The following is a 26,369-nucleotide window of genomic DNA, read 5'->3' as shown; positions in this document are numbered from 1 at the left end:
TCGTTGAAATGAACGTATATAAAAGCGGGAATGAACTGCTAAGTCAGATCGAGAGGACGAAGCTTACGGATCAGGCGCTAGCGTTATGGGCATTGGGGCAGGAAGGTTTCCTGGTGAAATGGGAGGAGCACACGATATTGTTCGATCCCTACTTGAGCGATTGGGTATTCGAGAGCAGCGGGCCGCCATGGTCGCGCGCATTCGCTCCGCCGCTTGCGCCGTCTCAGTGCGGCTTTGTCGATTATGTCGTATGCTCGCATCATCATGAGGATCATATGGACAAGCAGACGCTGCAAGCGATTGGACAGTCGCAAGCGACGAAGTTCATCGTGCCGAAAGCGCATCTTGCGCTTATGAAGGAATGGGGCTTCCGCGATGAGCAGCTAATCGGCATATCTCATGGACAGACGCTTGAATTAGCGGAAGGTTTGAAGCTGGAGGCGCATGCCGCGAAGCATGAGCAATTCGAGACGGACGAAGCGGGCGAGCATAAGTTTCTTGGCTTCGTTGCCAGCTTCGGCGACATCCAGCTGTACCATGCGGGAGATACGGTCGGTTTCCCTGAGCTAGTGGAGTGGCTTAGACCTAAGCTTATCGATATCGCGATGCTGCCGATTAACGGGCGCGACTTCGTCCGCAATTCCGCAGGAATCGTCGGCAACTGCAACTATCGCGAGGCCGTTGAGATTGCTGTCCAGATTCAAGCAGACCTGCTCATACCGATGCATTACGGCCTTTTCCCGCACAATGATGAGAATCCGTCTTACTTTGTCGATTATGTGTATCAGAATTACCGGGCGCAGAAGTTCCATATGTTCGCGCCTGGCGAGCGGTTTATTTACATGAAGTAATTGAATGCAGTGCGTGCCAAGGGGGCGTCTTCCCTCTCCCTCACTTGAGCTTGAACACGATAACGCCGGCAATCATAATGGCAATACCGAACAGCTTATTCATCGTAAAAGGAACTTTCTCGATTCCGAATAATCCGAAGCTGTCGATTAGCAGCGCGACGATAAGCTGTGCAATGAGCAGCAAGGCAACTGAGTAGGCCGGGCCAAGCGCTGTAATGCCCTTCATGACAGAGAAGACGATGATGACGCCGAGTGAGCCCCCAAGCCAGTACAACTTATTAACGGTCATTAGCTTCGAGAAGCTGCCATCCTTTAACATCAGCATGATAAGTAGCGATAGAACAAAGCCGGTTCCGTGAACGAATGTATTCGTCATCCAGAAGCCGGCTTTCTCGCTTAATCGCGTATTGAAGACACTTTGAATGCTGACGAAGATGCCGCCAAGCAATGAATAGATGATGCCCATCATTAGCTACCCCTCCTCTTATTTTCGCACAACTCTTCAGTCTGATTATTACCTTCATACTTTGTCCTTTATTGATAAAGATTGCCGCTAGCCAGCTCTTTCATTCGCTGCATATCCCGAATAACGATGCTTCCGCGCTTGCGGACGATGACGCCCTCCTTCTCCAGCTTCGTAATGATTCGATTCAAGTGACGATAGCTCGTTCCGAGCAGCTCGGCAAGCTCAGTGAGCTTCTCGGTTCTCATCTCATCGCGCTTTGGCTGAATGCAAGCCTCCGGTGATATTGACAACAAATAGCTGGCGAGCCTGTTCTCGACCGGATAAAGCAGATTGAGGCTGGAGGCGTTCGCGGCTGTATAGAGCTTATGGCTGAGCAATTGGATGATATAGGTAAGGAAACGGGGATCGTGACAGGAACGCGCTCTTAACACATCCGTCTTAATGGCTATGAATAAGCTTTGGCCAACCGATTCTACGGTACAGCGTACGGGATAGCCGGTCATAAGCTCCATGTCGCCGATGACGGCGAGCGGCTCGTTGAACCGAAGAAGGACAGACTTGCCGTTCGGAAGCAAGGTGTACACTTTGATCTTGCCTTTCACGAGCAAGTAGAGATGCTGGAGCTGATCTCCGGCTGCGCATAACGCTTGCCCCTTCTCATAGGTCAGCAGCTTCATTTCCTTAATCGTCTCTTCATCGAATATCGCTTCCAGCCGATGCGCCTTCACATATTGGGCGATACGGGAATGATCTTGTTCCATTGCTGTAAGCTCCTCCACTCTGCCGCTTGCTTTTCATTGTAGAAATTGCAGCTGTTATTCAAAAGGACATATGTCCTAAATGACTCACAAAAAAAATAACACGCTAGTACAGCCGCCTACAAGCGGCAAGTACGATTCATGATTTGAAGACCGGCAGGGCAAGCTGAAAATGAAGCAAGGAGTGACGATAAGGGGGCATGATGACATGACAAATAGAGGATTAGTGACGGCATTAATTGCGGTAGGTACGGCGCAGGTATTGAAGCTTCCTTTGCATAAAGCGACGACCGGAGTATGGGATCTTCGCCAATTAATCGGCTCGGGCGGCATGCCAAGCTCACATTCGAGCGGCGTCAGCGCCTTGGCCGCGTATACGGCAACGAAATACGGAGTAAAGACGCCTGAATTCGCGATAAGCGCCATGCTGGGAATTGTCGTGATGTACGATGCGATGAATATTCGCAGACATGCTGGAGAGATCGCCATTCAAGTGAATGATCTGGATGCGGATGTAGAGCGATTGGCAGGCGGTCATCCCGGCGTGTATCATACACGGAGAAGCGAGCGCTTGAAGGAAAGTCTAGGTCATCAGCCTAGAGAGGTGTACGCGGGCGCCGCGTTAGGCGCGCTAATTGGTTGCCTTGGCGCATTGACGGCTCGAAGAACATAATAAAAATATTAAAAATTTGTAGAATACTGTCGATATATTCCATAGCAATTGAGCCTTTACGCTTAATTGACATCATTTATGGAAAGATCGGTGCATCTATGAGGAGCCTAAAGTCCAAACTTATTATTTTTATTTCATCCTTGCTCATCATTATGTTAGCAGCACTAGGTTTATCGAACTTCTTGGCAACGTCCAAGCTGATAAACGAGCAGACGGATAAGGAAATTGCTTTGCGTTCGGGACTTATCGTGGACGATATTGAAAATTTTCTGCAAGTGAAAATGAAATTGCTCGAAACGTTCGCCAAGAACTCGGCATCCTACTACGGGGACAATCAGAAGGAGCTTGCATTCATTCAATCGGCAGTAGCGAGTACCCCTGAGCTTAAGTCGATGGTGTATTCGCCTGACATGATAGGCAAAACCTCCATTTCTCATGCAGGCGCTCAGGTGGATTTGTCCGAGCGCCCATACATAAAGGATCTGAGCGAAGGGAAGATCGCTATATCGAATCCGCTGATCGACAAGATCGACAGCAAGCTCGCTATCGTCATCGCCGCTCCGATCATGATTCAGGACAAGCCTGCCGGATTCCTTGCTTCGTCGATTGCGATCGACGATCTGCTTAGCGCTGTCTCTGCAGAGCAATTCGGCGAGACGGGTTACGCTTCTATGTTCGATGCCAGCGGCGTTACGGTCGCGCATCCGGACAAAGATACCATCATGACGAAGAACATCAAAGATTATGGTATTCCGGAAATCGAGGATGCTTATCAGAAGGCGCTCGGCGGTGAGCAAGGCAAGCTTGAATATGGCCATGACGGAAAAGACTATATCGGTTACTACACAACGACATTCAACAGCTGGGTGCTGCTCGTTAGCGCGCCTAAGGATGAATTGGACGACGGGGTGCAGACGCTGTTAACGAATACCGTGTGGCTGTCGCTATTATTCGTGATTATCGGCATCGCTGTCACGTATTTCTTATCGCAGACGCTCGTTCGTCCGATCCGGAAGCTGAACACTGCCATTCAAGCGGCTGCGACAGGAAACCTCACCCAAAGCCTTGCCACGAAGGGCAAGGACGAGATCGCGCAAGCAAGCATAAGCTTCAATCAAATGCTTGCCTCGCAGCGTCGGGCGCTGTCAGATGTGAGTCAAGCATCGTTCCAGCTGGCTGCGGCTTCAGAACAAACGTCAGCCAGCGCGAGACAGACCTCAGACGCAACCTCCTACATCGCCACTTCGATCGAACAGATTATGTCCGGTACGGAGCAGCAGGTAGTATCCGTTGAACAAAGCCATCAGCTTGCTTCGGGCATATTGGAGCATGTGACCCATATTGCCGATCTGAGCAACAACGTTGCGAACGAAGTAACGTCGACCTATGAGGTGTCATCCGCAGGCGAGAAGGCGATTCAAGGAGCCATCGGACAGATGGGGATGATCGCAGAGACGGTTCATCAATTATCGAGTGAATTCCATCACGTTGGCGAGAGCTCTAAGGAAATCCAAGGCATCGTGGAGCTCATTACCTCGATTGCGAAGCAGACGAATATGCTTGCGCTTAACGCAGCGATTGAAGCATCAAGAGCAGGAGAGAGCGGGCGGGGCTTCGCGGTCGTCGCGCAAGAGGTTAGGAAGCTGGCCGAGCAATCGAGCGATGCTGCGGAGCGTATTGCGACGATCATTCAATCGGTGCAAAGCGGCATAAATGTAACGGAACAGACGATCGGCCATGCTACGAAAGAAGTGAAGTCAGGAATTGAAGTCATTGATTCAGCGGGCGCATTGTTCGAAAATATTAAGTTCTCAGTAGGCAATGTCGTTGAGCAGGTTAGCCAAGTATCGGTAGCTGCGAAGCAAGTGGCTTCCGACACATCGACAATGGTGGAATCGATCTCGCTTATATCTGGCGCTGCAGAAGGAAATGCGGCCGGAACGCAGAATGTATCAGCATCGGCGGAAGAGCAATTGGCCGCGATGGAGGAAATTACAGCTTCCTCCGAAGCGTTGTCCAGCATGGCGGAAGAGCTTCAGCTCATGCTTGGCAAGTTCAAGCTCTAAGCCGATCATGCAACAGCAGACGGGAAAGAGGGGGACTTGATGAAAGTGGAGGAGAAAGAAGAACAATGGTTATGGCCATATGGAGCTCCGCATGCGAAGGGTGATACGAAGGAAGATCGTCCAGCCCTAACACCGTATTTGGTACCGGGAGAGAATCGCCCGGCCGTCGTTATCTGTCCCGGCGGAGGCTACGGAATGCGTGCTTATCATGAGGGCGAGCCGATAGCCCAGTGGCTGAATACACTTGGCATCTCCGCGTTCGTTCTGCGCTATCGGGTAGCGCCTTATCAATACCCTTGCGCGCTGTTAGACGCTCAGCGTGCAATAAAGACGGTACGACATGATGCGAAGCGCTTCGGCGTTGATCCGAAGCGAATCGGTTTGCTAGGTTTCTCTGCTGGCGGTCACTTGACGGCGAATGCAGGGACGGATTACGACAAAGGCAATCCGAAGGCGGAGGACCCTATTGAACGTCAGTCGAGCAGGCCGGATCTGCTCGTTCTCTGTTACCCTGTCATTACGATGACCGATCCGTATACGCACGCCGGATCAAGATCGAATCTTTTAGGTGAGGCGGCGAGCTCCGATCACGGCATGATGGAGCGTCATAGCGCGGAGCTGAACGTAACGGCCGATACGCCGCCGACGTTCCTATGGCATACGTCAGACGACGCAGGCGTACCGGTAGAGAACAGCCTGCTGATGGCTGGCGCGTTGCGCAAACATGGCGTCTTGTTCGACCTGCATGTGTATGCGAAGGGCAAGCACGGTCTAGGACTAGCCGAAGATGAGCTTCATACTCGAGGGTGGACCGATGCCTGCGCTTCTTGGCTAGCCTATAACGGCTTCGAATAGCATCGAAAGCGCTATTCGCAGACGATCACTTGTCTAATGAAATGGCTTTTGCGGACGATGCCGCGATCTCGTATGACGAATCCGGCGTCCGCAATCATTTCGTCGATTGTATCGACCGTAATAATAACGGCTTTGTCCGCGACCCGGCGAGCTTGCTGGAGCAGGCTGAACTGCGCTTCGGGCGTCGATGTCGAGAAATGATTATAGGGCATGTCCATAATCGCCACATCATAATGTTTGGTTATATCGGCAATATCGCTGAACGCCACGTCGGTAACGTAACCGAAGTGAGCGACATTATCCCGCGCGCCCTTCGCAATGAAAGGGTTGTAATCGCTGCCCTCGATATCGATCCCCATCGACAACGCTTCAACAAGCACCGTTCCTATTCCGCAGCATGGATCGATGACCTTCACGCCCTCAATCTTCGGCGCTGCAATATTGGCCACCGCTCGCGCGACACGCGTACTGAGCGCAATGGAATAATTTTGCGGCTTTTTCATGTGATCGAGCCATATCGCTTTGCTCTTGGTGTAGTAGCCTAAGTACCAGCGTCCGCCTAAGGTGACAAGTCCGTAAGTGACGTCAGGACGGTGAACATCGGCTTCTCCCTCAATGCTTAGGCCGATGTCTCTTTCAATGCCGCGTTGTCTGTCATAATCCCACTTGTCAGCGGCGTCAAGATCATTGGTTTTGACGAAAATCACCTTGAAGGTCGCGTCCCCCATATGAATCTGCTTCGCGAGCTCGACGACTTCATCGAGCTGCTCGCTTGCGTAAATCACCTCGATTCGTTCTTTCAGAAACGGGCTGCGGTCGGGATGAACCTCGATCGGACTGGCGATAAGGCTAGCCTCGGTGTCTTCCCCGAAGAAGGAACGCATCTCGAGACGGCATAAGGATTGCTCCTCTTCACGATAGGCATAGGTGTATATGAATAATGGCGACTGTTCGTTAACTGTCAATGGGTTCGCATCCTCTTCATCATCGTTATCACATTCATTTATAAGTTTAAGGTATGACACAACGATAGCTTCTAACGGCGCAAAAAGCAAAAGTGTTTATCGAATGGTACATAAGCCAAAACAGACAGTCGTCCCGCTGGACCGACTGTCTGTTCGTTTGTTGACCGATTTATTGCGTGCTTGGGACAAGACTTTTATCCTCGAATCTTGTAGAGAGCACGACAAGGGTCGATGAAAACCCGAAGGCGTTGCAGTTTTCAAGGAAGATTTCCAACGTTTCGCTTGTTTCGGTTACAACCTTCATTAAGTAATTGTATTCTCCGCTGGTTCTGTAAAAATCGATGATCTCAGGGGCCGACTCGCCAAAAGCTTCGAACTCCTTGCAGTTGTTTGACTTAAACAGCACGAACGCGGTTGTATACTTGCCGAGCTTAGATGGGGAAAGCTCTGCTCGATAACCCGTTATGACCCCTTGCTCCTCCAGCTTCCGAATTCGTTCCGTTACGGCTGGCTGTGACATCGCGATCATTCGACTCATCTCGGAAATAGTCATTCTCGCATTGTCATGAAGTTTTGACAAAATCTTATAATCGATCTGATCCATAATCAGAGCACCTCATTTTATAAAGTTAGGATCCGGAAACAACGATAGAATTAAGTTTTCAGGCCCCAAACGCCTTCATAATCTCATTCAAATTGTAGGTTAATTCCAATAAAATGTCACTAATAACCAGTGAGGGGGAATGAGAACGATGGCTATAAAATTAAACGAAAGCAGAATGACGGATGAGATAAACTTTATTACAACTGGAGATGGCTTTCGGATAGCTTATCGAATCGAAGGAGCGGACGATAAACCCGTATTGATGCTTGCGAACTCCATCGCCACCACGATGAACATGTGGGATGGCCAGCTAGCTGAATTTACCCGCCATTTCCGCGTGCTTCGCTACGACTACCGTGGGCATGGCGACTCGGATACGCCTGACGGTCCGTACTCGTTCGATAGACTGGGAAGAGACGTAATCGAACTGCTCGACGCGCTTCATATCGACCGCGTGCATTTCCTCGGGCTGTCGCTAGGCGGTGTCATCGGACAATGGCTTGGCATCTACGCTCCCGAGCGTATTCATCGTCTGATTCTGAGCAATACCGCCTCCTACTTGGGGCCGCCCGAGCAATGGGAGGGGCTAATCGCCTCTGTGCTGCAACCTGAGAACTTGAGCGAGTTCGCCGATATGTTCATGAAGAACTGGTTCCCTTCGCATATGCTGGAGTCGGAGAATGCGCTTGTCGCGTCATTTCGCAACATGGTTCTTGCTACTCGTCCGCAGGGAATCGCGGGAAGCTGGGCCGCGATACGCGACATGGATATGCGCCGCACGGTCACGCTTATCAACAACCCGACTCTGGTCATTGCCGGACAATATGATACAGTGACGCTTCCCAGCCACAGCGAATGGATCGCCGATGCGGTACAGAATGCGAAGCTCGTCATGCTGCCTGCCGTTCACATGTCGAATGTAGAGTATGAAACCGAATTCCTTCGTGCAGTGTTCGAATTCCTTCTTATTGATTGACCCTTATTGCAAGAAATAACGAGCAATATGTTACAATAGGGGCAGTGAAGTCAATGAGGAGATGATTAAGAAATGAGCAAGGAGCAACAGGGAGAGCAAGTAAACGAGCAGGAGCTGCTTCAATATATAACGGAGGAGACAGGACTTGAAGCAGCGGCTGTTAAGCTGGTGCTTGGACATGCCCAGGCGTTTATTAATAGCGCCAAAGCAAATGCCAAAGGCGAGGTAGATATCGACAGCGACGATCTGGTCGATTATATTCTCGGCCGCCGCGATGTGAAGCTCAATGAGCTTCAAGTAGAATCGATTCTTGACGCCGAGATGGACTACTTAACGGACAAGGGTCTCGCCGGCTACATTGATTAAGCGGCAGACAGTCCGTCAGCAAAGGAAGTAATTCATAACTGAAAAAGACATGATTCCCCGAGAGCATAGATAACTAATGCTATGTGCGCAGGGACGTGTCTTTTTTTTTTGGCGTGGATCGAGCTTAAGGGCGCATATGGAATAAAAGGTGCATACACCCATTTGTTCAAGGGAATACTCCTCAGGGGTGATGTAATGGCGTCGCAGAAGCAGCAAACAACAAGGGAAGAGAACGGATTCGACCAGCAGCTTGCCCAAAATATAGAAAGACTGAGACAAGAGTTTGGCAACAGCCCGGATTATGTCATTAGATCTTACACGCGCAGCCATCCCCCTATATTTAGTGCTGCTGCTGTCTACAATACGAATTTGGCCGATGAGCAAGCGGTGGAAGGCTTGATCGAGAAGCTGTTCGGAGCAGATCTGAACGGAACGGGTATCGATGACAGCAACGCGGCGCCGTTAGAATGGGCGGCAACGAGGGCAGCGCTGGCAAGCAGCACAATCGTTACGCCGAACTGGGATATGGTCGTTGATGCAGCCGTAGCAGGCGATACCGTATGGTTCATCGACGGCTGCACGGATGCGATTGTCGTATCGACGAGAGGGATGGAATGGCGTACGATCTCGGAGTCGACGACTCAGCTTGTCATTCGCGGACCGAAGGACAGCTTCACGGAGTCGATCAGCACGAATATATCGTTAATCCGCCGCCGTATTCGCAATAAGACGTTATGGCTTGAACGATTCTCGATCGGCAATCTGACCGCAACGAATGTGTCTATGCTCTATTTAAAGGGAATCGCGAATGAGCGAACGATACAGGAGCTAAGGCGGCGCATGAATGCGATTCGAGAGGACGGCATTTTGGAAACGGGAACGATCGAGAGGCATGTGCAGGATCAGCACTTGACTCCTTTTCCTACGTTGTATAATACGGAGCGGCCGGATGATGTCGTAGGGCATCTAATGGATGGGCGAATCGCCGTACTGGTCGACGGGACTCCGTTTGCGCTGATCGGGCCGATCACTTTTTTTCACTTTTTTCAATCCGTGGAGGACTTTTATCAGCGCGCTGACATTGGCCTGTTAATAAGGGTACTTCGTTATATGGGCTATTTTCTATCGATGCTGCTGCCTGCGCTGTACATAGCGGCGATGACCTTTCATCAGGAGATGATTCCGACGCCGCTGCTTATCTCCCTTGTTGCGCAGCGCGAAGGCGTGCCTTTTCCCGTCATCGTCGAGGCGCTTCTGATGGAGCTAAGCTTCGAGCTGATGCGGGAGGCAGGAGTAAGAATGCCGCGAGCTGTCGGGCAAGCGGTATCCATTGTCGGCGCATTGATATTGGGACAAGCGGCTGTGCAGGCGGGCATCGTATCGGCGGCTATGGTAATCGTCGTCGCTGCGACCGGGATTGCGAGCTTTACGGCTCCAGCGTTCAGTATCGCGATATCGGTGCGTATTTTGCGTTTTGGCTTTATGATGCTGGCTTCGATGTTCGGTTTATTTGGCATCGTAATCGGCTTATTTATTTTGACGGCGCATCTATCGAGTCTTCAGTCACTGGGCAGCCCGTATTTCTCCATTCAAAGGAAGGGAAGGAGCAAGTAGAGCATGTTCAAACGCGCTATACTCCTAACTGCACTAATTGCCTTATGCCTGCCCATGCTAACTGGCTGTTGGAACAGCCGTGAGCCGAAGGAACTCGCTATCGTGATGGCGCTGGGCATCGACAAAGCGGAGAATAATAAGTATAAGGTTACGTTTCAGATTGCGAACTCCGGCGTCGTCGCTCCCGGTATCGTAGCGGGCGGGAGCTCCTACGCGGTGCCGATCATGGTGTACTCCGGCACGGGGAACTCCATTTATGAGGCGATTCGCAAGACGTCGCGCAAAGTGCCACGGCAATTGTTTTTTGCGCATATCAGGCTGATCGTAATCGGCGAGTCGCTGGCGAAGCAAGGAATCGAGGAGCTGTTCGATTTCTTCGATCGTTCGCGAGAGACGAGGCTAACGTCCATGGTGCTCATCTCGCGAGATGTCGATGCGGCTCAGATCGTGCAGACGCTCACGCCGATGGAGAAGCTGCCCGCCAACTCGATTATCGGGACGATGGGCTTCACCTCGAAGCTATGGTCGAATAGCATTACGGTTTACATCGACGATATAATCCGCATGTTGGTGTCAGAAGAGCGAACGCTTCTCGTCAGCGGCATCCGTCTTGTTGGCCTTATCGAGGCGGCGCAGAAGCGCGAGAACGTGGAACAGGTAAAGCCCAAGGCTATCATTACAATCCAAGGCATGGCGGTATTCGAGAAAGGCAAGCTTAAGGAATGGATCGACGGAGAGCTTGCAAGAGGCGTCATCTGGACGCGCAACGAGATGAAAAGCTCTGTTATGCTGATTGCCGCGGGCGATAAGAAAGATGCAATCAGCATCGAGGTGGCGCGCGGCAATACGAAGGTTAAGGCGCGGCTCGTTCAAGGGAAACCGGTCTTCCATGTGAGCATCTGGGCGGAGGGCTTCATTACGGAGAATGAATCGGAGCTTGATCTGAACAAGCCGGAAGTGCTGGATACGCTCGAGCAGGAATGGGAGAACGCCATTAAAGCTGAGGCGGAGACAGCGGTAAAGCATATGCAGACGGACAAGCTTGACGTGCTGGGGTTCAGCCATGTGATGAAGCGTGCCTATCCAAAGAAATGGCGAGAAGGGCTGAAGGACGATTGGAACGAAACGTTCGCAAGCAGCGAGGTTCAAGTAACGGTTCATACCGAGCTTCGAAACCAAGGTCTTAGGGGCAAATCGTATATTAACAGCATTAAGAAATAGCATTAGACAGCAGTTTGGTAGGGCGGGGGGACAGTAGATGGAAGCGGCGAAAATGAGCAAGTTCCAGTTCTTTTGCCTAGTTGTCCTGTTCGAGCTGGGCGGCGTTATTGCGCTTGGCGTCGGTCAGTCGTCGGCGCGGCAGGACGTGTGGCTTGCTGTGCTCCTAGGCATGATCCCGGGCATCGTCATCTATTTTGTGTTCAGCGGTCTCTACAAGCTGTATCCGACTATGCCCTTGACGAGCTATGTTCCGAAGATCATCGGCCCATTCCTGGGCAAGCCCATCGCCTTTCTGTACAGCGTACACTTTGTTTACCAGTGTGTGCGCAACTTCCGCGGCTGTGCCAATACGATACAAGTATCGGTATTTGACGAAACTCCGCTTGTTGCGCTGCTTGCCTTAATGGCTGTGGCGATGATCTATATCGTTTATTTAGGGATCGATGCGATGCTGCGGACGATTGTCACCTTTCTTCTTGTGCTGTTTGCTTTAGGTTTGCTAGGCAATATATTTATTTTCTTCTCCGGAATCATCCGAATCGATTATCTGCTTCCTGTTCTGGAGAACGGATGGAAACCGGTCATTAATACCGTACCTTTGACTTACTTTTTGCCTTTTGGCGAGCTATTTGTATGCACCATGTTCTTTCATTATTTGGGAGTCGACACCCGAAAGTCGGGCATCAAGGTGGGATTTGCCGCAATGATTCTGTCCGGTCTTATTATCAGCTATACGATGGCGCTGAATGCAGCCGTCCTAGGACCGGATTTGCTCAGCCGATCGACTTTTCCGCTGTTCGCCGTTACATCGATGATTAATATCGGCGACTTCATTCAGAAGATGGATGGAATCTCGGTATCCTCGCTCATGATCAGCTATTTCTTCAAGGCGACCATCTATTTCTACGCGGCGGTGCTGGCCGTTACCGATGTATTTAAGCTGAAGAGCATCAAGTCGTTCGCGATTCCGCTTGGAGGCATCGTGATGTTTTCCTCCATTATGGTTGCGGAGAATTCCGTGGAAAATTACATCGAGGGATATATAATTAATCCTTATGTGGCGTTTGGGTTCCAGTCGGCCTTTCCGATTGTTCTGCTTGCTGTGGGCTGGATGAGGCGACAGCGCCGAACCGCTTCTTGAGCGAAGGAGCGGCGCAACTGCCAATGAAAATGACGCCGCTGACGAGTAAGATCAGCCATTCATCGACGGGTATCCGGACGAAATACGTGAATAGGCTGCGCAGCGCCTCTTCGTAAGTCATGCCTTCCAGTAGGTTCATTGTGTAATCGTAAGCCATATTAGAAGCGCAGTATAACAAAAATAATAGGAAAAGCTTCATAGATGGTCATCCTTTCATTGGCTATGATTATAGTTAACTTGCCGCATAGGACAAGCTATTATGCGGTTTTGTCGTATCAACGGCTGAATCCGTTTTTGAATAAATACCATTTTTGTGCTACAGTTTTAATAAGAAACTCTTATGTTGGAGGTTGGACTATTGGCGAAAGTACATAAAGGATTATCGTTTGGCGAGATCCTGAAGCGTTTTATTTTTATTACGATCGGTTCGATCATGATGGGCGTTGCGCTGGAGATGTTCCTCGTGCCGAACCAAGTGATTGACGGCGGGATTGCGGGTATATCGATCATGCTCGCAGCGAAGACGCCACTGCCTATCGGGCTTTATTTATTCGTTGTCAACGTTCCATTCCTAATCCTTGGCTACAAGCAAATCGGCAAGACGTTCGCGATCTCCACGTTATATGGTATCGCGCTCATGTCTGTAACGACGGCAATGCTGCATCATGTTGAAGCGTTCACGGACGAGAAGCTGCTTGCAGTGCTGTTCGGCGGTCTTATTCTCGGTGCAGGCGTCGGTCTCGTTATTCGTTACGGGGGCTCGCTTGACGGGGTGGAGATCGTATCGATTCTGATCTCGAAGAAGATGCGGGTGCCTGTCGGACAGATCATCATGATCTTCAATGTTATCGTGTTCATTATTGCTGGCTTCATATTCGGCTGGGATTCGGCCATGTATTCAATCTTCACCTACTATATCGCGATTAAGGTCATCGATATTGTTGTAGAAGGCCTTGAGGAATCGAAGTCGGTAACGATCATCTCCAGCGAGCATGATGAAATATCGACTGCGATTATGGATCGTCTTGGACGGAGCACGACGCTGATCCAAGCGCGCGGCGGCTACTCCAAGGAAGAGACGCAGATGATTTATTGCGTCGTGACGAGGCTGGAGCTCGCGAAGCTCAAATCAATCGTGCAATCGATTGACGCGAAGGCGTTCATTGCCATCGAGTCTGTATCGGACGTTATGGGCGGCGGCTTCACTAAAGGCAGCATCCACTAAATAGAAAAAAATCCGAACCACGGTCGAGAGACGCGGGTTCGGATTTTTTTGATTTAAGGGACTAAGCCGTCGTCGAGTGCCCAGTCGTTGTTGCATCCCGGGCGAGCCCTTTGTCACTGACGCCGAATAGAAAGGCGAGCGCGATGAGCATGCTGCCGGACGCCACGTAGAACAGGATTTGGTAGCCGAACAGATCGATCAGTCCGCCCATAAGCGGCGGCGAGGCGATCGCGGCAAGCGACGAGAACACATAGTAGATGCCCGTACGTCTGCCAATGCTTTGCTCCTTGCCAAGTCCGATAATGAAAGGATACGAGTTGATGTTAATCATCGCCCAGCATATACCCCCCGCCAGCATAAGCAGCCGCAGCGGAAGCAACGTATCGATGAACGTGATCGCAGCGAATATAATAATGAGGCCGGTAACGCCGATCATGATGATCTTTTTCTTGCCGAACCTGCGGCCTAGCAGTCCGCTCGGGATGGCGGCAAGCACGAGCGCCAGGGAGAAGAAGCCGAGCGAGAAGGCGGACTCCCCTTCCTCTAAGCCGAGATGCTTCTCTCCGTATAAAGTGAACAAGGCTTCAACGCCCTGGTAGGAGAGAAACCAGAAGAAGATGGCGCCAAGCAGGAACACCGTCGGGCGGTTGAGCTCGCTTTTGAACGACAGCTTCTCTCTATGTTCGGCAGGGATATAGGCGATCGTATCGCGTTTTTCCTTAATGACCGCCATAAGGATGAATAAGCATATGATCGTTACGACTGCCGAAGAAATAAACGGCAAGGAATGATCCGCGTCATACAGCTTCGAGCCTACGAAGAAGGCAAGCAGCGCGCCGATGCCGCCCATGAAGTTAATAATTCCGTTCGCCTGCGAGCGCTTGCCGTCCAGCGTAATGTCCGGCATCAGCGCCACAGTCGGCGACCGGTACAGACTCATAGATAAGTTCAAGAGCACCATGAAGGTAACTAACGTTATGAGGCTGACGTGGAACGGAACAAGCGCCGCGAACAAGGCGGCCATCGGCATGCCGATCATAAGGTAAGGCATTCGCTTGCCGAATCTTGTGTATGTCTTGTCGCTTCGATTGCCGATCCATGGCTGCAGGAAGAGCGCAAAGTAGTTGTCTATCGTCATCATGAAGCCAATCAGCGCCACGCTCGACAGGAAATTGTCCAGGAAGAAAGGGACAAATGCGTTGTAAAGCGCCCATGTAAGGCTAATACTAAAAAAACCAAAGCCGAGCAGCCACGTTTTTTTCATGACGGTTACTCTCCTCTCGATTGCAGCACCTGTGCGAGTCGATCCGGATAATCGGTAATGATGCCTGCGACGCCAGCCTCAGCCAAGCTGACCATCTCGGCAGTCTCGTTGACCGTCCATGGGTGATAGGCAATGCCGTTATCGGCCGCCGCTTCTACCCACTCCGGCAATACGGCATATTTACTGGCATGCAGCGCCGACGCCTGCAGCGTCTTCGCATACGCCCACGGTTCATACAGCCCTTCGACATACAAGATGCCGGTACGGATCTCCGGAGCAAGCTGCGAGCATAGGGCAAGCGAATAATGATTGAAGCTGGAAATAATAACACGATCGGTTAATCCGTAGGTACGCACCGTGTCGATGACTTGCTGCTCCATGCCTTCATAAAGAAAGACGCCGTTCTTAAGCTCCAAGTTCACTATAGTATCCGTGTCTTTCACAAGCTCTAGCAATTGCTCCAATAGAGGTACTTTCTCCTCGGCGAAGTCAGGATTGAACCAGCTTCCGGCATCCAGCAGTGCTACATCGTCATAATCGGTATCCTTGACGAATTGGTTCAGACCTGCCGTACGCGCGAGCGATTCGTCATGGATCAGGACGAGTCTTCCGTCCCTTGTTCGTTGTACATCGGTTTCGATCCCTGTCGCGCCAAGCGCAAGTGCTTTGACGAATGCCGCCATCGTATTTTCCGGACAATAGGCGCTCGCCCCGCGGTGGGCAAAGTTAATGAGCTGCGTTGTAATCGTGATTCACCCTTTCTGATTGTTGTGTACGTTTTGTTTCAACTATAACCGACTTTTGTTACCGCAATATTAGAAGTGCTGACGGAACGGAAGAATACGTTTTCACAATAATAGTAACCCAATTGAGGCAAATAGCAAGACTTATGTATCGGTTCTTTTACACCCTATTTTGCGGAAAAGAAATCAGGCTTTACATACCCCCGCAGGGTATGATAAGATGCAATTATCAAATATACCCCATGGAGGTATGTGTATGGCGAAGGAAGAAGCGACAGACGCGAATCATAATCATCAGCATGCGCACGCTACTGACTGCGCCGCGCCGGAAGCGGGAGGCGAGCACTGCGGCTCTAAGACGGAGCGCAAGAGCCACCACTCGGACAAGATGAAGGCGAATCTGACGACCCGGCTGAACCGGATCGAAGGGCAAATCCGTGGCGTTAAGGCGATGATTGATAAGGATACGTATTGCGATGACGTGCTTAATCAGATAGCGGCAGTGCAATCGGCGCTTAACAGCGTCGGCAAGCTCTTGCTTGAAGGACATATGAAGAGCTGCATCGTTGAACGTATTCAGGCGGGCGAGAATGAAGTGATTGACGAGCTTCTGACAACGGTTCAGAAATTAATGAAATAATTTGGGAGGTAATGATAATGACAAACGTAACGTTGAAGGTTGAGGGCATGACTTGCGGACACTGTGTTAGCGCGGTTGAGAAGGCGGTCGGCAACGCCGGAGCTGCAGGCAAGGTCGATCTGGCAAGCAAGAAGGTTTCGGTGGAATACGATGAGGCGAAAGTGTCGCTGGACGCGATCAAAGCGGCTATCGAGGACCAAGGCTACGACGTTGTATAAGAAGAATCAAGACTAGTTCAATAGTATAGACGGAGGCTGCCTAGGCCTCCCTATTTTTACTTTAAAATATACCCCATATGGGTATGTGAAATGGCGGTGCAAACCAATGAGCAAGGTGCAGGAAAGCATTCAAATTACGGGTATGACTTGCGCGGCATGCGCGAATCGGATTGAGAAGGGGCTTAATCGGATGGACGGGGTTGAGGCTACCGTCAATCTGGCGTTAGAGCGCGCTTCCGTCGTTTATGAATCGGGCAAACAGGACAGCGCCAGACTGGAGCAGAAAATAATCGATCTCGGTTATGGCGTCGTGAAGCAGGCGCAGGCTGAGAAAGGTGACTATAAGAAACGCGAAATTCGCAAGCAGCAGCTAAGGCTGGGCGTGTCCATCCTCTTATCGCTGCCGCTATTATGGGCGATGGCCGGTCATTTCGCCATGACGTCGTTCGTACCCGTGCCGGAGCTGTTCATGAACGCATGGTTCCAGCTCGCGCTTGCCGCGCCGGTGCAGTTCATTATCGGCTGGCCTTTCTATGTCGGGGCATACAAGGCTCTACGCAACGGCAGCGCAAATATGGACGTCCTCGTATCGTTAGGGACATCGGCGGCTTTTTTCTACAGCTTATACCGTACGCTTGAGACATTGAATCCGGCGATGGCTGACCACGGAGCGCATAATATCGAGCTTTACTACGAGACGAGCGCGGTTCTGATCACGCTCATCGTGCTTGGCAAGCTTCTGGAAAGCTTGGCGAAGGGCCGGTCTTCAGAGGCGATCAAGACGCTAATGGGGTTGCAGGCGAAAGAAGCAACCGTTATACGCGAAGGTCTTGAGCAGAAAATCGCTATTACCGATGTTGCGTTAGACGATGTACTTGTTATTAAACCGGGCGAGAAAGTGCCGGTTGACGGTATTGTGATATCGGGTGAATCGACAGTCAATGAATCGATGCTGACCGGCGAGAGCATGCCCGTCGAGAAACGCGAAGGCGATGCGCTCATCGGAGCAACGATCAACAATAACGGCGCGCTGCGCATGAAGGCGACGAGAATCGGCAAGGATACTGCGCTTGCTCAGATCATTAGAGTAGTTGAGGAGGCGCAAGGGTCGAAAGCGCCGATACAGCGGGTAGCCGATCGTATATCGGGCATATTCGTCCCGATCGTAGTGGGTCTTGCCGTGCTGACGTTCATCATTTGGTTCGCATTCATTGAACCTGGTAACTTCGCGCATGCGCTGGAGAAGTCGATTGCCGTACTCGTTATTGCTTGCCCATGCGCATTGGGTCTTGCGACGCCTACGTCGATTATGGCCGGCTCCGGCCGCGCCGCCGAGCTTGGCATATTGTTCAAGGGCGGCGAGCATCTAGAGAGCGCCCATCGCATAGACACGGTTGTTCTCGATAAAACGGGAACGATTACGAAGGGCAAGCCCGAGCTGACAGATATTATTATCGCGAGTTCGAGTTCGTATGAAGAGAAAGAACTGCTGCGGCTTGTAGGCGCAGCGGAGCGTCAGTCGGAGCATCCTGTAGCCGAGGCGCTTGTGTCGGGCATTACGTCCCGCGGGATCGAACTTCCGCAAACGGAGCAGTTCGAAGCGATACCCGGTCATGGTATCGCAGCCAGTGTAGATGGGCAACAATTGTTAATAGGAAATCGCAAGCTGATGCAGATGCGGAACATAGATGCGTCAGCGGCATACATGGAGCAAGAGATCCTGGAGGCATCAGGCAAGACCGTCATGCTCATAAGCGTTAACGGCAGCTATTCTGGCATGGTCGCCGTAGCCGATACGGTGAAGGACACTTCGGCTGCGGCTATTGCAAGGCTTAAGCAATTAGGATTGGAAGTATGGATGCTGACCGGAGACAATGAGCGAACAGCGAAGGCGATAGCCGAGCGGGTCGGCATCGACCATGTTAGAGCCGATGTGCTGCCCGAGCAGAAGGCCAAGGCGGTGCAGCGACTGCAGGCCGAGGGCAAGAAGGTTGCCATGGCGGGAGACGGAATTAATGACGCTCCGGCACTCGCAGCGGCAGACATTGGCATGGCGATAGGCGGTGGCACGGACGTTGCGATGGAAGCCGCGGACATTACGTTAATGCGCGGCGACTTGAACAGCATAGCCGATGCGATTAAGATGAGCAGGCTGACGATGGCGAATATTAAGCAGAACCTGTTCTGGGCGCTCGCTTACAACGTGATCGGCATACCGATTGCCGCTGCCGGCTTCCTCGCACCTTGGCTTGCAGGGGCGGCAATGGCGCTTAGCTCGGTATCGGTCGTATTGAATGCGTTAAGACTGCAGCGAATGAATGGAATCGATAGATAGATGAGAGGGAGTACGCGTACGATGAATAATACAGCAGGCATAAGCCTGGCCAAACGGATAGCGTGGACTTCGATATTCAGTGCCAGCCTAATCCTTGCAGGCTGCGGTCAAGCAGAGAACCATGTCGGTCATAATAAGGGCGAACATGAGGAAGCAGGCGCCATGAATGCGGAAGGCGGTGAACAGTCGTCCGGGGGCCATGAAGGTCACGGAGCTTCGAGCGAAGGGGAGCGGCAGACCGAGAGCGAAGCAGCATCAGATGACGCCGCTGTAAAGTGGAACTTCCCGTCAACCGGGATTGCTGCTGGCGAGAAGGTGAAGGCCGAGATATCTGTCATCGACAAAAAGGGGCAGCCGATCGATAGCTTCGACATGAACCATGAGAAGCTGATGCATCTAATCGTCGTAAGCGAAGATCTGTCTTACTTCGACCATGTTCATCCCGAATATAAGGAGAAAGGAAAGTTCGACGTCGAGCTTGTCTTTCCGTCGGGAGGTGCGTATAAGCTGTATGCGGATTTCATACCGGCGGGAGGCTCGGGAGAAGTCATTGCTGCGAATGTGAATGCTGCGGGCGACGAAGCGGCGGCAAGCAAGTTGACGCCAGATGAGCAGCTTACGAAGACGGTGGAAGGGATTGAAGCTTCATTATCGCTATCCTCCCATCAAGCAGGCGAAGAGTCCGAGCTAACCTTCACGTTCAAGGATGAACAGAGCAAAGCGGATATTACCGACCTGCAGCCGTATTTGGGAGCTATCGGTCATGTCGTCATCGTCAGCGAAGATTTGGGACAATACCTGCATGTGCATCCCATCGATGAAGCGGGCAGCGGCCCAGAAGCCTCCTTCCATACGACGTTTCCAGAAGCGGGTATATATAAGGTATGGGGGCAATTCCAACGAAATGGCGACACCTTTGTCGTGCCGTTCACGATTTCGATAGACTAGGGAGATTATGGGGTACTCCAGTACCAAACTTACCCTGTCTGTATTTCATACAGCCTAATCGGTCCCAATTGCCTGTAAAGTTACTTTTGAGTGGAAAACATACAGTCAAACCCGGCATTTTAGCCCTCAATAGCCCTTGTCCGTCCATTTGACTGCACCAAATCCAATCAATCTTTGATATCTTGTCGTTGCTAGCCATTTGAATGTATGAAATCCAATCTAGAAGTTCTGAAAGCGACGACCTGTTTCGTAAAAAAGTTAATCACTATCGAAAAAGGTTAGTTTCAATCGAAACCTCGTCGTTGAACACGGAAAATCAACAGAATAAGCCGCCCACTGGGCGGCTTATTCTGTTTTTATATGACCTTTTTAATACCAATAAACCCAGTAATGGCGCGGACTTAAGGCGATTAATCGCCTTTGGATGGCAAACGCTTACAACTTTTATTTCGAGAATCTGGAATTAGGGGTTGAAAACAGGGAAATTCATGATAGAATAACTTATGTAACAAAATCATTAATCAATTAATATAACAGCTACTTATAGTGGAGGTGAGCTGCGGTGAATGCGATGATTAGTGGGAACATATAGGTCTAATCACGCCTCTTCATACAGTTAATGAAATTATTAATCGGTTCAGAACCACAAAGGGAGTCAATGGGAGTCATCGCGTTTGAAAGACTATAAGCCTTATATTAACCTCTTTATTGCCGGTAGTAAATGAAAACGTTTACTTTATTTGTGGATCGTTAACGTTCTCGCCGGCGCTATTATTTTTGCGTCTATCCAAGCAAGCGGATGTAAACGAATTGACGGAAGAAGACAAGGGAGGAATTTTCTAATGAAAAAGTTTGCAAGCACTTTCATTCTAGTGTTAGCGATTATTATGCTCGTATCGGCATGCTCCAGCGGATCAGGTACGACCAACACGGGCGGCAACAACGCCGGTGAGAAAGCGACGAATGCGCCTAGCAATACGGGCGGCAACGCAGAGGGCAATGCAGAAGGCGAAGGCGGCAACGATGCTGCGGTCGAAGAAGACGGCATCGCCAAGTCGGCTATCGATCCTGCTCTCTCTGGTGAAGTTACGTTCTGGACGTTCCTAGACAACAAAGAGAAGGACGCAGAATTGCAGAAGGCGTTCAACGCCGTGTACCCGAACATCAAGCTGAAAACAATCTTCGTTCCATTCGCCGACCTGCATGATAAGCTGCAAACGACGTTAGCGGCAGGCAATGGCGCGCCTGACGTAGCGCTTGTCGAGCAAGGTCAATTCCCTCGTTACAGCACGGGCGACGTGCTTGAAGACCTGCTTCAACCTCCTTATGACGCTGGCAAATATCAAGACCAAGTATCCGAATATAACTGGAACCGCTGGTCGTCCATCGACGGCAGCAAGCTTCTCGGCATGCCTTGGGATGTTACGCCGGCGGTTACTTACTACCGCGCAGACATTTTCGAAGAGCTGGGCTTGCCTTCCGATCCTGCCGAACTCGGCGAGTACATTCAAGATCCAGACAACTTCTTCACGCTTGCTCAGACGCTTAAAGCTAACGGCAAATATTCAATGGAATGGCGCGATTCACCGGTTCACTGGCTGGGCGATTCCCTTGGTTACTATGACGATGAGATGAACTGGGTTCGTAACACAGATGAATTCGTGAAATTCCTGGATATTTCGAAAAAAGTTAATCAACTGAAGATCGCTCCGCATGACGGCATTTACAGCGACAAGGGCAAGCAACGCGTGAAGAAGGGCGAATCCCCAATGTACGTTGCGGGAACATACGGCGCACGCGACCTGGCAATCAACTTCCCGGAGCAATCGGGCAAATGGAGAGCAACGACAATGCCTTTCGGATTGAACGTCGGCATGGGCGGATCGACATTCGTTATCCCATCGCAAAGCGCGAACAAAGAAGCGGCTTGGGCATTCGTAGAATTCATTACAACGTCCGAAGAAGCATGGAAGCTGTGGATCGAGCAATCGGTACAGCCTGACTGGAAAAACATCACGAGCCAAGAATGGTACATTACGCACACGAATGAATACCTTGGCGGACAAGAAGATATCGCTCTGTACAATGAGCTTGCAAGCAAACTTCCTGTTAGACGTTACACGCGCCTTGACGGCATGGCTTGGCCGCTGTGGGTTGAGAACGTTATCGCTGCACTCGATAAGAACATCGATTCCAAGACGGCAATCCAGCAAGCGCAAGAAAATATCGAGAACAAGCTGAAAGCCGAGAAAGATAAGCTGATCAGCGAGCTTCAAAAATAAGTTTTACGCATGGGAGGCATGCGTGCCTCCCTGCATCGGCTCGACCTATCGCTCGAAACTTTTTGCGGCGCCGCGATATGCGGCGTCTACCGTTTCTTTTGGCGAGGCATGTAGGCAAGAGGCTCATTCGGAACGAAAGCTGCGTCGCGCTGCGACGGCGGCCGTTTACGCTGGTATGCAAGGGGGTGCTCCTTGGTGATTCGTTGGCTGAAAAAGTATAGGGTAACGTTAGTTGTGATTGCCGCATTGGTCTGCTTCGTCATTTGGTGGAACAATTCAAGGGGCTACGATGATAGCGTAATGGCAAGCATTGCGATTGATGAAAGCATTGATGAATCATCGATATTGGAAGGTGAAGACGCGGGCGGTAAGCTCGAGCCGTCTTTTAATAAATATGCGGATAGCTGGAATGAGCAGGGTGCGCAGGATGCGGCCGATTTCAAGCTGTCGATCGAATCCGCGGATTACAGTGCGATCAGCGATTCAGGGACACGGCTGGAGAGCGGGCTTGGAGGCCAGGCGGGCGATTCCGTTGCGCTTATCGAGGAGGACAGCTGGGTCCAATATACGTTTGAAGTGTCGCAGGACGGCTACTATCAAATGGGCATGAGCTACTATGCGCTTGAAGGCAAACGCTCGGCAGTCGTTCGCAGCGTGCAGATTGACGGAGTATTTCCGTTCTACCAAGCGAAGAAGCTGGAGTTCCAGCGGATGTGGAAGGAAGAAGGCGAGCCTTGGTTCGATAACCAGGACAACGAGTTCAACCCGCGCAGGGTGGAGACCGCCGGTTGGCAATATCGCGACTTCGTCGACTCCGAAGGCAAGGTATACGAGCCGTTCCGCTTCTATCTAACCAAGGGCAAGCATACGATGCGCATCCAAGCGGTGCGGGAGCCGGCGGCTATCGGTACGATCGATATTTTCTCGCCGGTGCATGTGCCGACTTATGAAGAGATGCTTGCTACATATGAGAAGCAAGGCTATAAGAAAATGGATAATCAGCTCATTAAAGCGCAGGCTGAGCTCTCGACTCTGCGATCCGATCCGACGCTGAAGCGGATAGAAGACCGTGAGCCGGCAACGGAGCCGTTCAAGAAGGATTCGATCGCGCTTAACTCGTTCGGCGGCGCCAGCTGGCGGACCGGCGGGCAATGGGCCGAATGGGAGATTGAAGTGCCGGAGAGCGGACTGTACGAGCTTGGTGCTCGTTATGGTCAATGGTTCTTGAATGGGATGCCGGTGCAGCGCTCCATCAAGATCGACGGCAAGCTGCCGTTCAAGGAGATGGATGCGATGTCATTTCCGTACAAGGCGGAATGGCAGATCAAGAAGTTCGGCCCTAAGGACGGTGACCCGTACCTGTTCTATCTGGAACAAGGCAAGCACACGATCCGGATGGAGGTCCAGGTAGGAGCGCTCGGACGGATGCTTGAGACGGTAACGGATACGACGCGCAAAATGTCGCTGCTCGGCCGCGAAGTCATACAAGTAACGGGCACGAACCCCGATCCGAACGGGGATTGGCGTCTCGAACAGAACATAACCAACCTCGTTCCAAGGCTGCAGCTGATGGCGAAGCGGCTTGACGATACGATCAAAGGTCTCTATTCGCTTGGCGTTAACGAAGGCAGTTCGGAGGTTAGCACGCTGTATGAGGCGCGCGACGTGCTGCTCAGCATGGCAAGCGATACGAAGTCCATACCGGCGCGTATGCTGCAGTTCAACGACTTGCAGGCGGCGCTCGGCACATGGGTGAACGGTCTAAGCAAGCAAAGCATGGTACTCGACTATCTCATCGTTAAGTCAGCCGACCAAGCATGGCCTAGAGCTGATGCGGGCGCGCTCGCCAGAACGGGAACGATGCTCTACGATTTCGCAAGCTCCTTCACGAAAAATTACGGAGGCATCGGCAACGTCTACGAGGACGAGAAGGTGCTCGAAGTATGGGTCGCGCGCGGACGCGACTGGGTCGACATCATTAAGCAGATGATTGACGAAGACTTTACGACCGAGACCGGCATTAAGGTCAACGTTAATACAATTCCTGCGCAGCAGATGCAAGTGCTCTTGCTGGCGAGCACCTCGGGGCTTGCGCCGGACGTAGCGCTAGGCGTCGAGGGTGAGATCCCGATCGACTATGCGGTGCGGAACGGTCTCGTTAATTTAGAGGAGTTCGGCGACTACCAGGATGTGGCTAGCCGATTCAGGCCGGGTGCGCTCATCCCTTACAAGTATAACGGCGGCAGCTATGCGCTGCCGGAGAATCAGAACTTCAACATGCTGTTCTATCGCAAGGACATTATGGAGCAGCTTGGCATTACAGAGGATCAAATTCCGGATACGTGGCAGGAAGTGATGGATCTCATCCCGCTGCTGCAGCAGAACGGCATGGATTTCTTCTATCCGCATGCGCCGAACAACCCTGCCCTTGCAATCAACGAATTCGCTCCGTTCCTGTTCCAGCAGAACAGCGAATTTTACCGCGAGGACGGCAAATATTCGAACCTCGATTCGCCTGAGGCGATGGAAGCGTTCAAGCTGTGGACGGGATTGTTCACGAACTTCAAAATCTCGAAGCAGGCGGATTTCTATAACCGCTTCCGGTCTGGCGAAATGCCGATCGGCGTAGCGGATTATTCAACCTACGTGCTGCTGTCGACGGCGGCGCCAGAGCTTACCGGCTGGTGGGGCATGAAGCCGATGCCGGGAATCGAGCAAGCTGACGGCAAGATCAACCGTTCCACGGGCGGTCTCGCTCAGACGGGCATGATCTTCAAGGATACGGAAATGAAAGACGAGTCGTGGCAGTTCTTGAAATGGTGGACCAGCGCGGATACGCAGGAGCGTTTTGGCTCGGAGCTAGAATCGCTGCTCGGCGTCGAAGCTCGCTGGAACACGGCTAACATCGAGGCGCTGCAGCGCATGCCTTGGCAATCGTCCGATATTGATGCCATTCTGGAGCAATGGGAGTGGTTCAAGGAGCGCGAGGTCGTTATCGGCGGCTACTACACGACAAGGCATATCGCGAACATTTGGAACCAAATCGTTCTGAACGGCAAAATACCTCGCGAAGCGGTCGAAGAAGGCGTTAAGGAAATCGACAAGGAGCTTCGCAAGAAACGTGAGGAATTCGGCCTCAATACCGAGGATAGCGCGCAAGAGAAAACGGCAGAAGGAGGCGTAAGCCCGTGAGCATAGAGACGAGTACGGCAACTGGGCCAGCGGCCGGCGCCGAGCGCCTTCCGAAGAAGCAGGGAAAGCTCAGCCTGCTATGGCAGGAAATGAAGAGAAACAGGGTATCATACCTGTTTCTCGCCCCTTTCCTCCTTTTGTTTACGCTGTTCACGATCGTTCCGGTCGTCACATCGGTGTTCCTCAGCTTCACGTATTACAACATTCTGGAAGCTCCGAGATTCATCGGGCTGTCGAACTATCGGCTGCTGTTCGTCGATGACGATATCTTCCTGAAGGCAATCGGCATTACGCTCAAATTCGCTTTCATTACCGGCCCTGTCGGTTACGCGATGGCATTCCTGCTCGCTTGGCTCATTAGCCAAATTCCGCAGAAGTACCGGTTTTTCTATACGCTTTGCTATTACACGCCTTCCATTACGAGCGCAACGGCGATGTCCGTCGTCTGGCTCTACCTGTTCGCCGGCGACCGCAAAGGGCTGCTGAATTACTTCGCGACGCAGCTTGGCATTATCGACGAACCATATTTATTTCTGCAAAATATTAATTCGATTGTACCCGTCATTGTCATCGTATCGCTCTGGATGTCTATGGGCGTCGGATTCCTTGCTTTCCTTGCCGGTCTGCAGAACGTTCCGAAGGATCTGTACGAGGCGGGCGGCATTGACGGCATCAAGTACAGATGGCAGCAGCTGTTCTATATTACGATTCCGTCCGTCAAGCCCCAATTGCTGTTCGGAGCCGTCCTTCAGGTCGTATCCTCTCTGACGGTATTCGACGTCAGCGTGCAGCTTGTCGGCTTGCCCAGCCCGCTCTATGCGGGGCATACGATATTGACGCATTTATTCGATTACGCCTTTATCAAATTTGAGATGGGTTATGCGGCAGCGATCGCGGTTGTGCTGTTCTGCATGATGATCGGCCTTAACCGTCTCATTTTCAGATGGCTAGGAAAGGACTGAACCA

The 26,369-nt window shown here is 51.5% G+C and carries 24 protein-coding genes; 17 read left to right on the top strand and 7 right to left on the bottom strand.

The annotated features are described in order from the left end of the window. The first annotated feature begins 8 nt into the window (after positions 1-8). A complete protein-coding gene (locus AC0YN0_RS22355) occupies positions 9-851 on the top strand; it encodes an MBL fold metallo-hydrolase (protein WP_475823235.1) in 843 nt (280 codons plus the stop codon). A gap of 40 nt (positions 852-891) precedes the next feature. Here AC0YN0_RS22355 and AC0YN0_RS22350 read toward each other — a convergent pair whose 3' ends face one another. Together AC0YN0_RS22350 and AC0YN0_RS22345 are read right to left on the bottom strand one after the other, a co-directional pair. Continuing rightward, positions 892-1,320 carry a DMT family transporter gene (locus AC0YN0_RS22350; RefSeq protein WP_475823234.1) on the bottom strand — a complete coding sequence of 143 codons (429 nt, stop codon included), beginning with the start codon at positions 1,318-1,320 and terminating at the stop codon, positions 892-894. Positions 1,321-1,385: 65 nt separating this feature from the next. Further along, positions 1,386-2,078 carry a Crp/Fnr family transcriptional regulator gene (locus tag AC0YN0_RS22345; protein ID WP_475823233.1) on the bottom strand — a complete coding sequence of 231 codons (693 nt, stop codon included), beginning with the start codon at positions 2,076-2,078 and terminating at the stop codon, positions 1,386-1,388. A gap of 205 nt (positions 2,079-2,283) precedes the next feature. On the opposite strand from AC0YN0_RS22345, the gene AC0YN0_RS22340 reads away from it, so the two are divergent. The 3 genes from AC0YN0_RS22340 (at position 2,284) to AC0YN0_RS22330 (ending at position 5,669) form a co-directional block, all read left to right on the top strand. Further along, positions 2,284-2,748: a divergent PAP2 family protein gene (locus AC0YN0_RS22340; protein ID WP_442050194.1), complete on the top strand. Its 465-nt coding sequence runs from the start codon at positions 2,284-2,286 to the stop codon at positions 2,746-2,748. Between the two features lie 98 nt (positions 2,749-2,846). Beyond that, a complete protein-coding gene (locus AC0YN0_RS22335) occupies positions 2,847-4,814 on the top strand; it encodes a methyl-accepting chemotaxis protein (protein ID WP_475823232.1) in 1,968 nt (655 codons plus the stop codon). 39 nt (positions 4,815-4,853) lie between these two features. After that, positions 4,854-5,669, top strand: coding sequence for an alpha/beta hydrolase (locus AC0YN0_RS22330; RefSeq protein WP_475823231.1), 816 nt, complete (start codon positions 4,854-4,856; stop codon positions 5,667-5,669). Positions 5,670-5,680: 11 nt separating this feature from the next. On the opposite strand, the gene AC0YN0_RS22325 is transcribed toward AC0YN0_RS22330, so the two are convergent. Together AC0YN0_RS22325 and AC0YN0_RS22320 are read right to left on the bottom strand one after the other, a co-directional pair. Continuing rightward, the gene (locus tag AC0YN0_RS22325) at positions 5,681-6,634 is read right to left on the bottom strand and encodes a TRM11 family SAM-dependent methyltransferase (RefSeq protein ID WP_475823230.1); all 954 of its coding nucleotides are present in this window, start codon (positions 6,632-6,634) and stop codon (positions 5,681-5,683) included. 169 nt (positions 6,635-6,803) lie between these two features. Further along, positions 6,804-7,238, bottom strand: a complete 435-nt coding sequence (locus tag AC0YN0_RS22320; RefSeq protein ID WP_475823229.1) for an Lrp/AsnC family transcriptional regulator — start codon at positions 7,236-7,238, stop codon at positions 6,804-6,806. 148 nt (positions 7,239-7,386) lie between these two features. Here AC0YN0_RS22320 and AC0YN0_RS22315 point away from each other — a divergent pair, with 148 nt between their 5' ends. The 5 genes from AC0YN0_RS22315 (at position 7,387) to AC0YN0_RS22295 (ending at position 12,556) form a co-directional block, all read left to right on the top strand. Then, entirely contained in the window at positions 7,387-8,214 is an 828-nt protein-coding gene (locus AC0YN0_RS22315; RefSeq protein WP_475823228.1) for an alpha/beta fold hydrolase, read from the top strand. 72 nt (positions 8,215-8,286) lie between these two features. After that, positions 8,287-8,580 (top strand): hypothetical protein, encoded by a 294-nt coding sequence (locus tag AC0YN0_RS22310; RefSeq protein WP_442050200.1) that lies wholly within the window; start codon positions 8,287-8,289, stop codon positions 8,578-8,580. Between the two features lie 195 nt (positions 8,581-8,775). Further along, positions 8,776-10,194, top strand: coding sequence for a spore germination protein (locus tag AC0YN0_RS22305; protein ID WP_475823227.1), 1,419 nt, complete (start codon positions 8,776-8,778; stop codon positions 10,192-10,194). Positions 10,195-10,197: 3 nt separating this feature from the next. Then, positions 10,198-11,415, top strand: coding sequence for a Ger(x)C family spore germination protein (locus AC0YN0_RS22300; RefSeq protein ID WP_475823226.1), 1,218 nt, complete (start codon positions 10,198-10,200; stop codon positions 11,413-11,415). A 37-nt stretch (positions 11,416-11,452) separates the two neighbouring features. After that, on the top strand, positions 11,453-12,556 hold the full coding sequence (locus AC0YN0_RS22295; RefSeq protein ID WP_475823225.1) for a GerAB/ArcD/ProY family transporter: 1,104 nt from the start codon (positions 11,453-11,455) through the stop codon (positions 12,554-12,556). Here the strand turns inward: AC0YN0_RS22295 and AC0YN0_RS22290 are convergent. After that, a complete protein-coding gene (locus tag AC0YN0_RS22290; RefSeq protein WP_475823480.1) occupies positions 12,462-12,695 on the bottom strand; it encodes a hypothetical protein in 234 nt (77 codons plus the stop codon). The two genes, AC0YN0_RS22295 and AC0YN0_RS22290, sit on opposite strands and share 95 nt — an antisense overlap. A 219-nt stretch (positions 12,696-12,914) precedes the next feature. Between AC0YN0_RS22290 and AC0YN0_RS22285 the strand changes: the two genes are divergently transcribed. Then, entirely contained in the window at positions 12,915-13,781 is an 867-nt protein-coding gene (locus AC0YN0_RS22285; protein ID WP_475823224.1) for a YitT family protein, read from the top strand. 61 nt (positions 13,782-13,842) lie between these two features. Here the strand turns inward: AC0YN0_RS22285 and AC0YN0_RS22280 are convergent, their stop codons facing one another. After that, positions 13,843-15,045 carry an SLC45 family MFS transporter gene (locus AC0YN0_RS22280; RefSeq protein WP_475823223.1) on the bottom strand — a complete coding sequence of 401 codons (1,203 nt, stop codon included), beginning with the start codon at positions 15,043-15,045 and terminating at the stop codon, positions 13,843-13,845. Positions 15,046-15,050: 5 nt separating this feature from the next. Then, positions 15,051-15,797 (bottom strand): glycerophosphodiester phosphodiesterase, encoded by a 747-nt coding sequence (locus tag AC0YN0_RS22275; protein ID WP_475823479.1) that lies wholly within the window; start codon positions 15,795-15,797, stop codon positions 15,051-15,053. 247 nt (positions 15,798-16,044) lie between these two features. On the opposite strand from AC0YN0_RS22275, the gene AC0YN0_RS22270 reads away from it, so the two are divergent. The 7 genes from AC0YN0_RS22270 to AC0YN0_RS22240 all read left to right on the top strand — a co-directional run bounded on the left by AC0YN0_RS22270 (position 16,045) and on the right by AC0YN0_RS22240 (position 26,365). After that, positions 16,045-16,428 carry a metal-sensitive transcriptional regulator gene (locus AC0YN0_RS22270; protein WP_442050206.1) on the top strand — a complete coding sequence of 128 codons (384 nt, stop codon included), beginning with the start codon at positions 16,045-16,047 and terminating at the stop codon, positions 16,426-16,428. A gap of 17 nt (positions 16,429-16,445) precedes the next feature. Continuing rightward, entirely contained in the window at positions 16,446-16,646 is a 201-nt protein-coding gene (locus AC0YN0_RS22265; RefSeq protein ID WP_475823222.1) for a copper ion binding protein, read from the top strand. Positions 16,647-16,752: 106 nt separating this feature from the next. Continuing rightward, positions 16,753-18,981 (top strand): heavy metal translocating P-type ATPase, encoded by a 2,229-nt coding sequence (locus tag AC0YN0_RS22260; protein WP_475823221.1) that lies wholly within the window; start codon positions 16,753-16,755, stop codon positions 18,979-18,981. 21 nt (positions 18,982-19,002) lie between these two features. Then, entirely contained in the window at positions 19,003-19,929 is a 927-nt protein-coding gene (locus tag AC0YN0_RS22255) for a hypothetical protein (protein ID WP_475823220.1), read from the top strand. A gap of 842 nt (positions 19,930-20,771) precedes the next feature. Next, positions 20,772-22,211, top strand: coding sequence for an ABC transporter substrate-binding protein (locus AC0YN0_RS22250; RefSeq protein ID WP_475823219.1), 1,440 nt, complete (start codon positions 20,772-20,774; stop codon positions 22,209-22,211). 195 nt (positions 22,212-22,406) lie between these two features. Next, positions 22,407-25,403 (top strand): extracellular solute-binding protein, encoded by a 2,997-nt coding sequence (locus tag AC0YN0_RS22245; protein ID WP_475823218.1) that lies wholly within the window; start codon positions 22,407-22,409, stop codon positions 25,401-25,403. Then, entirely contained in the window at positions 25,400-26,365 is a 966-nt protein-coding gene (locus AC0YN0_RS22240; protein WP_475823217.1) for a carbohydrate ABC transporter permease, read from the top strand. The genes AC0YN0_RS22245 and AC0YN0_RS22240 overlap by 4 nt, the downstream gene beginning before the upstream one ends. The last annotated feature ends 4 nt before the right edge of the window (positions 26,366-26,369 follow it).

This window comes from Paenibacillus sp. J22P218, assembly GCF_056269195.1.
The sequence above is the reverse complement of the archived record's forward strand: the minus strand, read 5'-3'. Positions and strand labels throughout refer to the sequence as shown.

Excerpts from the sequence above, each read along its gene's own strand:
- AC0YN0_RS22330 (WP_475823231.1), top strand. The coding sequence starts at position 4,854 with ATGAAAGTGGAGGAGAAAGAAGAACAATGGTTATGGCCATATGGAGCT.
- AC0YN0_RS22320 (WP_475823229.1), bottom strand. The coding sequence starts at position 7,238 with ATGGATCAGATCGATTATAAGATTTTGTCAAAACTTCATGACAATGCG.
- AC0YN0_RS22290 (WP_475823480.1), bottom strand. The coding sequence starts at position 12,695 with ATGAACCTACTGGAAGGCATGACTTACGAAGAGGCGCTGCGCAGCCTA.
- AC0YN0_RS22250 (WP_475823219.1), top strand. The coding sequence starts at position 20,772 with ATGAAAAAGTTTGCAAGCACTTTCATTCTAGTGTTAGCGATTATTATG.
- AC0YN0_RS22310 (WP_442050200.1), top strand. The coding sequence starts at position 8,287 with ATGAGCAAGGAGCAACAGGGAGAGCAAGTAAACGAGCAGGAGCTGCTT.
- AC0YN0_RS22265 (WP_475823222.1), top strand. The coding sequence starts at position 16,446 with ATGACAAACGTAACGTTGAAGGTTGAGGGCATGACTTGCGGACACTGT.
- AC0YN0_RS22335 (WP_475823232.1), top strand. The coding sequence starts at position 2,847 with ATGAGGAGCCTAAAGTCCAAACTTATTATTTTTATTTCATCCTTGCTC.
- AC0YN0_RS22315 (WP_475823228.1), top strand. The coding sequence starts at position 7,387 with ATGGCTATAAAATTAAACGAAAGCAGAATGACGGATGAGATAAACTTT.
- AC0YN0_RS22345 (WP_475823233.1), bottom strand. The coding sequence starts at position 2,078 with ATGGAACAAGATCATTCCCGTATCGCCCAATATGTGAAGGCGCATCGG.
- AC0YN0_RS22305 (WP_475823227.1), top strand. The coding sequence starts at position 8,776 with ATGGCGTCGCAGAAGCAGCAAACAACAAGGGAAGAGAACGGATTCGAC.
- AC0YN0_RS22355 (WP_475823235.1), top strand. The coding sequence starts at position 9 with ATGAACGTATATAAAAGCGGGAATGAACTGCTAAGTCAGATCGAGAGG.
- AC0YN0_RS22350 (WP_475823234.1), bottom strand. The coding sequence starts at position 1,320 with ATGATGGGCATCATCTATTCATTGCTTGGCGGCATCTTCGTCAGCATT.
- AC0YN0_RS22270 (WP_442050206.1), top strand. The coding sequence starts at position 16,045 with ATGGCGAAGGAAGAAGCGACAGACGCGAATCATAATCATCAGCATGCG.
- AC0YN0_RS22295 (WP_475823225.1), top strand. The coding sequence starts at position 11,453 with ATGGAAGCGGCGAAAATGAGCAAGTTCCAGTTCTTTTGCCTAGTTGTC.
- AC0YN0_RS22255 (WP_475823220.1), top strand. The coding sequence starts at position 19,003 with ATGAATAATACAGCAGGCATAAGCCTGGCCAAACGGATAGCGTGGACT.
- AC0YN0_RS22340 (WP_442050194.1), top strand. The coding sequence starts at position 2,284 with ATGACAAATAGAGGATTAGTGACGGCATTAATTGCGGTAGGTACGGCG.
- AC0YN0_RS22260 (WP_475823221.1), top strand. The coding sequence starts at position 16,753 with ATGAGCAAGGTGCAGGAAAGCATTCAAATTACGGGTATGACTTGCGCG.
- AC0YN0_RS22280 (WP_475823223.1), bottom strand. The coding sequence starts at position 15,045 with ATGAAAAAAACGTGGCTGCTCGGCTTTGGTTTTTTTAGTATTAGCCTT.
- AC0YN0_RS22300 (WP_475823226.1), top strand. The coding sequence starts at position 10,198 with ATGTTCAAACGCGCTATACTCCTAACTGCACTAATTGCCTTATGCCTG.